14 protein-coding genes are annotated in these 10,206 nt (G+C 63.8%); 13 read left to right on the top strand and 1 reads right to left on the bottom strand.

The genetic code is table 11. The annotated features are described in order from the left end of the window. From ABNU97_RS15920 to ABNU97_RS15860, 13 genes are all read left to right on the top strand, one after another. The coding region (locus ABNU97_RS15920; RefSeq protein WP_348767660.1) for a sigma-70 family RNA polymerase sigma factor at positions 1–282 on the top strand (282 nt) is incomplete at its 5' end. Continuing rightward, a complete protein-coding gene (locus tag ABNU97_RS15915; RefSeq protein WP_348767659.1) occupies positions 279–1,043 on the top strand; it encodes an anti-sigma factor in 765 nt (254 codons plus the stop codon). The genes ABNU97_RS15920 and ABNU97_RS15915, both read left to right, overlap by 4 nt. Before the next feature lie 223 nt (positions 1,044–1,266). Beyond that, positions 1,267–1,611: a hypothetical protein gene (locus ABNU97_RS15910; protein ID WP_348767658.1), complete on the top strand. Its 345-nt coding sequence runs from the start codon at positions 1,267–1,269 to the stop codon at positions 1,609–1,611. 64 nt (positions 1,612–1,675) lie between these two features. Beyond that, a complete protein-coding gene (locus tag ABNU97_RS15905; RefSeq protein ID WP_348767657.1) occupies positions 1,676–2,260 on the top strand; it encodes a GNAT family N-acetyltransferase in 585 nt (194 codons plus the stop codon). 182 nt (positions 2,261–2,442) lie between these two features. Continuing rightward, on the top strand, positions 2,443–4,404 hold the full coding sequence (locus ABNU97_RS15900) for a sensor domain-containing phosphodiesterase (protein WP_348767656.1): 1,962 nt from the start codon (positions 2,443–2,445) through the stop codon (positions 4,402–4,404). A gap of 207 nt (positions 4,405–4,611) precedes the next feature. Then, positions 4,612–5,982, top strand: a complete 1,371-nt coding sequence (locus tag ABNU97_RS15895; RefSeq protein ID WP_348767655.1) for a GntP family permease — start codon at positions 4,612–4,614, stop codon at positions 5,980–5,982. Between the two features lie 48 nt (positions 5,983–6,030). Further along, on the top strand, positions 6,031–6,597 hold the full coding sequence (locus ABNU97_RS15890; RefSeq protein WP_348767654.1) for a hypothetical protein: 567 nt from the start codon (positions 6,031–6,033) through the stop codon (positions 6,595–6,597). A 75-nt stretch (positions 6,598–6,672) separates the two neighbouring features. Continuing rightward, on the top strand, positions 6,673–7,116 hold the full coding sequence (locus tag ABNU97_RS15885) for a thiol-disulfide oxidoreductase DCC family protein (RefSeq protein ID WP_348767653.1): 444 nt from the start codon (positions 6,673–6,675) through the stop codon (positions 7,114–7,116). Between the two features lie 99 nt (positions 7,117–7,215). Then, positions 7,216–7,932 carry an AzlC family ABC transporter permease gene (locus ABNU97_RS15880; protein WP_348767652.1) on the top strand — a complete coding sequence of 239 codons (717 nt, stop codon included), beginning with the start codon at positions 7,216–7,218 and terminating at the stop codon, positions 7,930–7,932. Next, positions 7,925–8,257 carry an AzlD domain-containing protein gene (locus ABNU97_RS15875; protein ID WP_348767651.1) on the top strand — a complete coding sequence of 111 codons (333 nt, stop codon included), beginning with the start codon at positions 7,925–7,927 and terminating at the stop codon, positions 8,255–8,257. The genes ABNU97_RS15880 and ABNU97_RS15875 overlap by 8 nt, the downstream gene beginning before the upstream one ends. A 54-nt stretch (positions 8,258–8,311) precedes the next feature. Then, on the top strand, positions 8,312–8,803 hold the full coding sequence (locus ABNU97_RS15870; RefSeq protein ID WP_348767650.1) for a GNAT family N-acetyltransferase: 492 nt from the start codon (positions 8,312–8,314) through the stop codon (positions 8,801–8,803). Between the two features lie 7 nt (positions 8,804–8,810). Then, complete coding sequence (locus ABNU97_RS15865; RefSeq protein ID WP_348767649.1) at positions 8,811–9,077, top strand: hypothetical protein; 267 nt, start codon at positions 8,811–8,813, stop codon at positions 9,075–9,077. Positions 9,078–9,150: 73 nt separating this feature from the next. Then, positions 9,151–9,357, top strand: coding sequence for a DUF2945 domain-containing protein (locus tag ABNU97_RS15860; RefSeq protein ID WP_348767648.1), 207 nt, complete (start codon positions 9,151–9,153; stop codon positions 9,355–9,357). Positions 9,358–9,428: 71 nt separating this feature from the next. On the opposite strand, the gene ABNU97_RS15855 is transcribed toward ABNU97_RS15860, so the two are convergent. After that, positions 9,429–10,206, bottom strand: a 778-nt coding sequence (locus ABNU97_RS15855) for a transglycosylase SLT domain-containing protein (RefSeq protein ID WP_348767647.1), incomplete at its 5' end; no start/stop codon positions are given.

The raw sequence follows: 10,206 nt of genomic DNA, 5'->3' as shown, positions 1-10,206 counted from the left end.
GCGATGCCGGAGGAACCGGACATGATGGCTACACTGCTCGAGGATGAGCAGGCGCTCTCTCCGTTGGAAGAAAACGAAAACCAGCAGTCGCTAGACGCCATTCAGGAATGCCTGAAGACGTTGCCGGCGCAGCAGCGCGACAGCGTGCTGCTTGCCTATTACGAGGGCCTGACGCATCAGGAACTCGCGCAGCGACTGGATGCCCCTCTGGGTACGGTCAAGAGTTGGATTCGCCGTGGCTTGCTGCGGCTTCGGGAATGCCTTGCGGAGCGTGCGTCGTGATATCTCAAGAGCGGGACGACAACCTCGTGCTCGAAGCCGGCGAATACGTGCTGGGTACCTTGGAGCCGGAGGCCCGCGCGGCTTTCGAGCAGCGCCTGGAAACAGACCCAGCCGCGCGGCGCGAGCTAGCCTACTGGGAGCAACGGCTTGGCAACCTTGGCCTGGCCCTGGAACCGGTCGAGCCGCCAGCGGACGTATGGGAAGAGGTTTCCCGGACGATCTCGTTCAAGGATTCTACTTCGGTTTCGCCGACGCCCGTGCCCCGCCACGTTCAGGCACCGGCGGCGAACAAGTTGAGGTTCTGGCGGGGTGCCGCGATTGCTGCCTCCGTAGTGGCCATGGTGCTGGGCGCCATGTTGCTGACCCAGCCGACCTATCACCGCGGCTACGGTGAGCCCGATCCGCCGCATGCCTACACCAGCATCGTCTACGACGACCCGACCGGTACAGGCTGGCTCGTGACCGCCTGGGCAGGCGATGATGAAATGCAGGTCGTCGCCCTAGGCGACTACAACGTTCCTGAAGGCAAGGAATTGCGTGCCTGGCTCAAGCCGGAGAACGGCGAGCCCATACCGTTGGGCGCCTGGCCGCACCAGAAGGGCGGTTATAACGTGTCGCTGAGCCGGTCCACGGTTCAGAAGATGTCATCGAAGGCCAAGCTGATGGTGTCGATGGAGGATGCGGAGGCAACCGACCAGGCAGGTTCGACGCTGCCCGGCAAAGTCATGTGGAGTGCGCCCATACTTGCCCAGACGGGTTAGACGACGCTGACTTGCCCGGGCAAGCTCGGCCAGTCACTGCTTGCGCCCGATGCGGACCTAGATTAGCGCCGCTGACGGGTCGTAGCGGTGGCGCCCCGCTCTGAAAAGCCGTGCGTGAATACTGGTGCCCGGTAGAAAGCTGTTTTAAGTTGGCTGAGGGCGAAGATCGTTCATCGCGTAAACTGTTGCCGAGGGCGGGGCAGCGGCAACAAGCGAAGTCACGATGAAACTGTTACTTGCGATCGCACTAGCTTCTGCCAGCGCCTCGGCAGCCGTTCTGGACACGCCGCACTACGTGATTGATATCAGCCCGCAGTGCGAAGAAGGAAACGTCTCCTGCGATCGCGTCGTTTACCGCGGCAAGAGCAAGCGCAGCGGCCATGCGATCACGCTCCAGGGTCACAGCTGGCATTCGCGCTGCGCGGACGGTGTCACCCCCTGTCGTTTCCTCGGCTACCGGTTCGAGAACGGCGATGTCACCTACTACGTTCACGAACAAGGCCGGCTGCGGGTGGTTCGTGACCGGGACGAGGTGCTTGTCAACGAACAGGGCCGGTGGCTGCGCTAGCGCCGGCAGGCGCCGTGGCGCCATCGAAAACTAGCCGGCTGGCCCAGTACCCGCCCAGAAGCCGATGAAACAGGATATCTACGATAAGCCCGAGGCCTCGTTTTCGCGCGATGGGGGCTCATCGATGCTGCTCGAAACACCGCGATTGCGGCTGCGGCCTTTGTCGATGTGTGACGTGCCGTCGCTGGCTGCGATCCTGGCCGATCCGGCGGTCATGAAACACTCGGTGGGTGGCGTTTGCGACGAGTTGGCGACGCGGGATTTTATTAACTGGTGTCTAGAGTCGTATGCCGCCCATGGCGTCGGGTCATGGGCGCTCGTGGATAAAAACGATTCGTCGCTGATCGGATTTTGTAGTGTGGGGCCGGAACTCGTGAACGGCGTCGAGGAGATGAACCTGGGCTATCGGCTGGCGACCCGCTATTGGAACAAGGGGTTGGCCACCGAGGCGGCTAAGGCTGTCCTGGCACACGCATTCCGAGGCCAGGGCATGGGGTCGGTTATAGTCATTATCGAACCAGACCACGTCGCATCGTTGAAAGTGGCCGAGAACGCGGGCTTTCGCCAGTTCCATTCGATCACGTTCCACGGTCGTTCGGTCCGGCTTTATCGACTGCACCGGGCGGATTGGCTGAACGCGGTTTCCTAAACGCCGCGCCGGGGCGGCCGATAACAGACATCTAGTCGCGTAGAGTCATTGGTAGAAACCTGCTTGCTGCTCGGGCGCGCAGGGGTTGGGGCATAGCGAATACGCTTGCGCGCCGTCGCATCAAGGCGCCGACAGGGAAGGCCGCAGCGTGCGGCAAAAGCGGACCAAGGGCAGGGGCAGTGGTGACAAAGCGCAAGAACGCAGGCACACGGGATCGGCCCGAGAGCGGGGCGCCCACTACCGCCGGGCTCGACGGCGAGGCGCGAGAGCATGCCGGCGACGGCCGACCCGCTTCGGGCGCATCCGACCCGCCCGAGTTGAAATCGCTCGACGCCCGGGTCGGCGAACTGCTCCGCTCCGAGCTGTGGGACGACGCCCAGGAGGAACGCTACGATCGTTTCACCCGGCTTGCCGCGCGTATATTCGATGCGCCCGCGGCCCTGATTCTGTTGTTCGACGCGCATCGGCATCTGTTTAAATCCCGTTTCGGCTTTCAGCTGGGTCGCGAGAGCCAGGAGCTTGAACTCTGTCGCCAGGCCGGCGCACAGGGCACGCCCTTCGTGATCGAAGACCTGGCGCCGGGCGTTGATAGCAGCGCAGACACTGCGGTTTCCCAGCCGCGTAATATCCGGTTTTTCGCCGGGCAGGCGCTGTGTGCCGATAACGGCGAGGTGGTGGGCTGCGTGGCGTTGATGGACTTCAAGGCACGGGGCTTCGACGTCAATGCCCGGCATACGCTCGTCGAGCTCGCGCTTCTGGTGGAAGAAGAGTTCAACCTCAACGCGGCGATGGCTTCGACACGGGCGGGCATGGCCGAGCTGCTGGATCGGGACGCGGCGCTGCCTTCGGCCACCCATATCATCGCCTACGAAAAGATCGAGCTGTTGGTGGAGCAGGCCGGCAACGCCGGCCGCAAGCTGGGTATCTTCTATCTCAGCCTGGATAACCTCTACGACATGTCGCTCGCCTATGGGCCGGGGCGTATTCAGGCGATGATCAACCGCTGGATGGACGGGCTTAGAAACCACAGCGAGAACCTGATTTATATTGGCCGCCTGTCGGAGCGCGGCTTCGTGGGCGCGTTCGAGTTCGAGGGGGACGTACGTGCCGGACGCCGGCTCTGCGAGCAGCTGCGGACCCATGCCCAGCAGGAAGTCGAGCACGAGGAACTGCGGTTTTCATTCGAGGCCAGCGCCGGGCTGTGTGTCTCCCCGGACCACGGTGATTCCGGGGTGGCGCTTATTGGCCGGGCACAGCTTGCCCACGAAAACCAGAGCTGGAACAACGAAACGTCGTTGTTCAATGCCGCGATCGCCAAGCGGTTTCGTCGCCGCTCGGCGTTACGCACACGCTTCGAGGCCGCGGTTGAAGACGGCTCGGTATATTTTCACGGCCAGCCCATCTTCGCCAACGAGGACGGCGCACTGGTCGGCATCGAACTGCTGGCGCGCTGGCAGGATCCGGAGCTGGGCGAGGTGTCGCCGAACGAGTTCGTGCCGGTCATCGATCCGGAAAAGGGCCCGCGCCGCGCGCTCGTGGCGGCGGCGCTCGACACCGCCTGCCGTTGTGTCGCGGCCTGGCAGGCCCGGTCGCAGTTCGTGCCGTACATCACGATCAACGTATCCGGCGCCGAGCTTTTCCGACAGGATTTTCACGAGCTGGTCGAGGACAGGCTGGCACACCACGGCGTGTCGGCAGAGCATCTCGTATTCGAGCTGACCGAGCGCAGCGTGATTCGCGATTTCGAGCTGATGGCGCGCTCGCTACGCCGCCTGACCGATACCGGTGCCCGTATTGCCCTCGACGATTTCGGCAGCGGGTATTCGTCGATTGCCTATCTCACCCGCCTGCCGATTTCGATCGTCAAGCTGGACAAGCGCGTCGTTCAGCAGATTGACGCGCAGGGACCGGCCGAGGAATTGGCCCAGGGGATCGTGGCGCTGGCCCATGGCCAGCAGCTCGTAATCGTGGCCGAGGGGGTGGAAACGCAGGCGCAGTGGGAAACGGTGCGTGCCATGGGCTGCGAATATACGCAGGGATTTCTGCTGGGCCGCCCGCAGTCGGAAGACGCGCTGCTTGCCCTGATCGCCGAGCAGCGCAGCAATACGACCAAGCAGGCCGACCCGGAGACAGCGCCAGGATAGGCGCGACGGCGCGCTCGCGCCGCTTCGTGTGGCGCGCCTGCATGAAGCAGGCCACCGCCGCGCATGCGGGCCAACCGGACAAGCCGTTGCGCGCATTGAGTCCGAGCGCCGTACAACCGCCCGGTATGCCTGCCACGGGCTGGTTTCCTGCCTGATGCTTCTGTTTCAATAGCGCCCTCGACCCCCGTCCGTCGCCGGCTGCTGTCCATGCTCTACGCGCTGATCCTGCTCGCCCTGATCGCTTTTATCGTATTCGCGACCTCCGGCTTGAAGTTGCATCCGTTTATCGTGCTGCTGCTCGCCGCGCTCATCGGCGGGCTGGCCTACGGCGTGCCGGCGCTCGAGGTCGTGGACGCGATCGGAACCGGCTTTGGCAATATTCTCGGCAGTATCGGGCTGGTGATCGTGTTCGGCACCATCATCGGCGTGATTCTGGAAAAGAGCGGTGCCGCCCTGACCATGGCAGAAACGATCATCCGTGCGCTCGGCCAGCGTTTTCCCACGCTCACGATGTCGTTGATTGGCTATCTGGTATCGATCCCCGTGTTTTGCGATTCCGGCTACGTGATTCTCAACTCGTTGAAGAACGCGGTTGCTGCACGCATGAACGTATCCGTGACCGCCATGAGCGTGGCGCTGGCGACGGGCCTTTATGCCACCCATACGTTCGTGCCGCCCACGCCCGGGCCGATTGCGGCGGCCGGCAATCTGGGCATCGGCAGCAACCTTGGCCTGGTGATCGGCCTGGGCGCGATCGTGGCGCTGATTACCGCCCTGGCCGGGATGCTCTGGGCGAATCGGTTTCTCGGGCGTGACGATGCCGATGCCGGTTTGCTTACCGAAGAAGCCGACGCGCTCAACGCCGAAGACGCGTTTGCTGCCTTTCGCGAAAAACATGGCGCGCTGCCGAGCGCGTTTGCGTCGTTCGCGCCGATTCTGTTGCCCATTGTGCTGATCTGTCTTGGATCGATCGCCGCGTTCCCGTCGGCGCCGCTGGGCGAGGGCGGTCTGGCGAGCGTGCTGACATTCCTGGGCAACCCGCTGGTTGCGCTGGCGCTCGGCCTGATAGCCGCGTTTCCATTGCTGCCGGCCTCCAAACGACGTGACGCACTCGAAGAACGGGTGAGTGCGGGTATTATCGCGGCCGCGCCCATTCTGATGATTACCGGCGCGGGCGGCGCGTTTGGCCAGGTGCTCAAGGCCACGCCGCTGGCGGAATTCATCGGCGAAACATTGTCGACACTCGGCATCGGTATCTTCATGCCGTTTCTGGTCGCGGCCGCACTCAAGACCGCCCAGGGCTCCTCCACGGTCGCGCTGGTCACCACCTCGGCGCTGGTGGCGCCGTTGCTGGGCGATATCGGCCTCGACAGCGAAATGGGCCGGGCCCTGTGCGTGCTGGCCATCGGTGCCGGGGCGATGACGGTTTCGCACGCCAACGACAGCTTCTTCTGGGTGGTGTCGCAGTTCAGCCGTATGCCGGTGGCGCTGGCCTATCGGGCACAGACACTGGCCACGCTCATCCAGGGCACGGTCGGTATTCTGGTGGTCTGGCTGATGTCGCTGGTTCTGCTCTAGGATCGCGCCCGTGTATCGACGGCGTGTTTGCTGCCAAAGGTAGAAAAAATGGTTTCAGTCGCACCGGGGCGCGGGCGGGCACGCATCGACCACTCAGGGTCCAATCTGGTCATCACGATTCCCAGCAAGAAGAATTATCTTCTGCTGACTTTTCTCGCTGTCTGGCTGTGTGCATGGTTGTTCGGCGTGGTTTCGGCGTTGACGAGCCTGGATCTGTCGTTCGAGCAAGCCGGCGCACAGGTATTCACGCTGGTGTGGCTGCTGCTCTGGTGTATTGGCGGTGCCTTCGCGATCGCGGCTTTGCTCTGGGGTATGGCTGGCAAGGAGGTCGTGACGATCGGCCGGCAAACACTCTGCCACGACAAACGGGTGCCGATATATACGTGGCGGCGCGAATACGACATTACGCATATCCGCAGTCTGAGTGCTTCCGGCGGCGCGACAGCGTCGGTGTTCGACCCGTCTCGATCGCTCGAATTCTGGGGCCTGACCGGCGGCAGTATCCGCTTCGACTACGGCCGCAGCACGCATCGATTCGGCGTCGGCCTGGATGATGCCGACGCGAAACATGTCGTGGCGCAGATCGAGCAACATAACGCGGCATTGACCCAATAGCCGGGGCCCGTGGCCAACGGTGGGGGCTGGGCGCCGGGATCGCGCACGCTGCCGAAGCCGCGTAGGCTCGGGGTCATGCACTGCACCCAGTCTCGACCGCCTTACCTCGACGCCGGCGACCGCGTCATCCTTTTCGACGGCGTATGCCGGCTATGCAACGCCTGGTGTCGGTTCATTCTTAAATACGATACCCGGCAGCGTTTTCGCATGGCGCCGGTGCAGTCTTGTGCCGGCCAGGCGATTCTGGCGCACTTCGGTTTGCCCACGGATCGCTTCGATACCATGTTGTACGTCGAGGGCAGCCAGGCCCATGAACGCTCCGACGCCGTGCTGCGCGTCGTCACGCAACTCGGCTGGCCCTGGCGGCTTGCCGCCGTTCTGTGGCTGTGCCCGCGTCGGGTGCGGGATTTCGTCTACGACCATATTGCGCGTCACCGCTACCGGCTTTTCGGGCGCTACGACCAGTGCGAGCTGCCGCCGGCAGATGATGCCAAGCGTGTTCTCGACAGCCGAGACTAAGCGTCAGTCTGCCGATACCGCGGCGCGCGTTTCATCGGCCGAGTGGATGCGTCATCATCCCGCGTTTTGGGCTCGGGGCATGGCTAAATGGAATCGGGCATGACGAACAGGCAGCGGCTGGCCGCGGACTTCCGGGCCGGGGCACAAACCGTGTTGCCGGTTTTGATCGGCATTCTGCCGTTTGCGTTGATCGCAGGCGTGGTGGCCGTTCGCCTCGGCTTTTCGCCGTGGCTGGCAAGCGCGCTGTCGGTGCTCGTGTTTGCCGGCGCGGCCCAGCTGGCGACGATGCAGCTGCTTTTCGACGGCGCGCCGCTACTGATCATTTTGATCACCGTATTTTTTATCAATCTGCGTTTCATGATGTACAGCGCGTCGATCGCGCCCCATTTTCGCGGCGCATCTGCGGGAACGCGTGCCGGGCTGGCGTATTTCCTGACGGATCAACCCTATGTATTCGGCCTGTACGGCTTTGCCGAGCGTCCGATGCTGGCCAGCCGTATCGCATTCTATCTGGGCGTGGCGCTGCCGCTGTGGTGCTGCTGGCAGCTCGGCACGATTGTCGGCGCCCAGGCCGGCGCGCGGCTGCCCGAGGCATGGAACCTGGAATTCGCCATCCCGCTGGTATTCTTGGCCATGATCATGCCCGCGATTCGCGACAAGGCCAGCGTGGCCGCGGCGATGGTCGGCGGCATCGTCGCCGTCGCGGGTCATGGCCTGCCGTGGAATCTCGGCCTGATCGGCGGGGCGTTGGCGGGTATCGCCAGCGGCGTGGTCGTCGCCCGGCTGCTGGGCGAAGCAGAGGCCGATAATGGATGACGGGCATGTGTGGATCGCCGTGCTCGCGGTGGGCGCGCTGACGTTTGCCTTGCGCTGGTCGTTCATCGCGCTGGCCGATTCGCTGGCGATGCCGGCCGGCGTGCAACGCGCGCTGCGCTTCGTGCCGGCGGCGGTGCTGGCTGCCATTCTGTTGCCGGCGATTGTCGTGGACGAAGGCCATATCGCGCTCACGCCGGACAACCTGCGCCTGTTCGCCGCCGTCGCGGCCGCGGTCGTGGCCTGGCGCACCCGCAATATGCTCTACACCATCGCGACCGGCATGCTGGTGCTGTGGGTGTTGCAGGCGCTGCGCTCGGTGGTCTGAGATGGATCGCGGGCGCCGGATAACAGGGCGGTCGTTAGCGGTTATGCTGAGCCCATGAAGCGATTCGCCCGCGAAGATGTCGAGATCCCGCCGGGATTTGCCACCAGAGATTATTGCCTGCGGCCGTTGACCATCCACGACGTGGTCAAGGACTACGATGCCGTGATGTCGAGCCGGCAACGCCTGCAGGGCCTGTTCGGCCCGCACGATCCGTGGCCGGCGGACGATCTGTCTCTCGAGCAGGATTTAATCGACCTCGCCTGGCACCAGGGCGAATTCCAGCGCCGCAGGTCGTTTGCCTACACGGTGATGCGCCCGGACGAATCGCAGTGCCTGGGCTGCGTTTATGTCGAACCATCGAGCCGCGAAGGCTGCGACGCCCAACTGTTCTTCTGGGTGCGCGACAGCGAAAGCCATACGGGGCTCGAAGCGGCGCTCGAGCGCGATCTCGAGTCCTGGCTGAGCCGCGAATGGTGGTTCGACCGGGTGGCCTGGCCGGGCCGGCGTATCAGCTGGGCTGACTGGTTCGAGCTGCCCGAGGCCTGAGCGCAGGATGGCTGATACCGACACGCCAGGCTTCTATCTGGTCTTCGCCGAGGGCGCGGATAGTGCGGCATTGCACGCGAACTTCGATGCCGTACGCCTGCGCGAAGATCTGTTTATCGTCTACGCTGCCATGACGCGCTCCGAGGTCTATCATGCCGTGCGCGATCTCACCGCCCCGGGCGCGCTCATGGCGGCACCGCTGGCTGCCCATCCCAAGTTTCGCGGCATGGATGCCGGCGCGCTCAAGTGGCTCAAGCAGCGCAGCAACGATTGACCACCGCAACCCTTAGATGCCCCGGGGCGTAGGGCAGTTCATTCACGCACAACGAACCGGAAAGGAAGCGATCATGGCGCGTTCGATCGGCGATACCGTCAAGTGGAACTGGGGCCAGGGCACGGCCGAAGGTCAGATCACGCAGATCTACAAGCAGCGCGTGACCAAGACGCTCAAGGGCTCGGAGATCGTGCGCGACGGCGATGAGGACAATCCGGCCTATCTTATCGAACAGAGCGACGGCGACCAGGTGCTCAAGCTGGAGTCCGAGCTGGATTGAACCGCGGCGATTACAATCCCGCGGCGCGACGGGCGCGCAGCACGGGGGCGGCGCCAGCGCTGGGGCAAGCGCTAATCGACGTGGCGCCGGATCACGTCTTCGTAGTCGCGAATACGGTGGATATAGCGCACCGGCTCGTGGCCGCGCGCATAGCCGTATTTCAGCGACGGGTAGTAGCGCTTGTCGGCCAGCAAGGGGAGCACCTTCTTGAGATCACGCCAGGAGTGCGGGTTCTTGTCCAGACGCTCGGCGAGTCGTTGGGCGTCGCGTAGATGTGCGAGGCCGATGTTGTAGGCCGCCAGCGCCATGAGCAAGCGATCCGGCGGTGGAACCGTTTCGTCGATGCGCGAACGCATGCGGGCCAGGTACTTGGCACCGCCGTGAATGCTTTCGGCCGGGTCCAGCCGGTCGTCCACGCCCATCGCCCGGGCGGTGCGCCCGGTGAGCATCATCAGCCCGCGTACCCCGGTCGGACTTTTAGCCGTCGGATCCCATTTGGACTCCTGATAGGCCTGCGCGGCGAGCAAAAGCGGTGGCAGGGCATGGTCTTCGCCAGCGCGCTGGAATAGCGAATCGTAGTCGGGCAGTACCTTGTCGATACGCCGCACCAGGGCACGCCGATCGACGAAATCGAATGCCGGCAGATAGGCGTAGTAGCGTGCTTCCATCGCCTCGCGGGCCTGCTTGCCCTGCGCGCTCGTCAACCACCGAGTTGCGCTTTGTGCGAGTGCCTTGGCATGCAACGGCATGGCCCAGGCGAGGGATTCGCCATCGTGTAGATCGAACATCACCTTCAGCTGCGGATAGTAGCGACGGTTGATGTCGACGATATTGGAGTCGGCCACGGTG

Source organism: uncultured Salinisphaera sp. (assembly GCF_964012375.1).
Classification (GTDB): Bacteria; Pseudomonadota; Gammaproteobacteria; order Nevskiales; family Salinisphaeraceae; genus Salinisphaera.
This window is presented reverse-complemented; position numbering and strand designations above follow the sequence as displayed.

Excerpts from the sequence above, each read along its gene's own strand:
- ABNU97_RS15875 (WP_348767651.1), top strand. The coding sequence starts at position 7,925 with ATGGATGACGGGCATGTGTGGATCGCCGTGCTCGCGGTGGGCGCGCTG.
- ABNU97_RS15880 (WP_348767652.1), top strand. The coding sequence starts at position 7,216 with ATGACGAACAGGCAGCGGCTGGCCGCGGACTTCCGGGCCGGGGCACAA.
- ABNU97_RS15870 (WP_348767650.1), top strand. The coding sequence starts at position 8,312 with ATGAAGCGATTCGCCCGCGAAGATGTCGAGATCCCGCCGGGATTTGCC.
- ABNU97_RS15885 (WP_348767653.1), top strand. The coding sequence starts at position 6,673 with ATGCACTGCACCCAGTCTCGACCGCCTTACCTCGACGCCGGCGACCGC.
- ABNU97_RS15890 (WP_348767654.1), top strand. The coding sequence starts at position 6,031 with ATGGTTTCAGTCGCACCGGGGCGCGGGCGGGCACGCATCGACCACTCA.
- ABNU97_RS15905 (WP_348767657.1), top strand. The coding sequence starts at position 1,676 with ATGAAACAGGATATCTACGATAAGCCCGAGGCCTCGTTTTCGCGCGAT.
- ABNU97_RS15910 (WP_348767658.1), top strand. The coding sequence starts at position 1,267 with ATGAAACTGTTACTTGCGATCGCACTAGCTTCTGCCAGCGCCTCGGCA.
- ABNU97_RS15860 (WP_348767648.1), top strand. The coding sequence starts at position 9,151 with ATGGCGCGTTCGATCGGCGATACCGTCAAGTGGAACTGGGGCCAGGGC.
- ABNU97_RS15895 (WP_348767655.1), top strand. The coding sequence starts at position 4,612 with ATGCTCTACGCGCTGATCCTGCTCGCCCTGATCGCTTTTATCGTATTC.
- ABNU97_RS15865 (WP_348767649.1), top strand. The coding sequence starts at position 8,811 with ATGGCTGATACCGACACGCCAGGCTTCTATCTGGTCTTCGCCGAGGGC.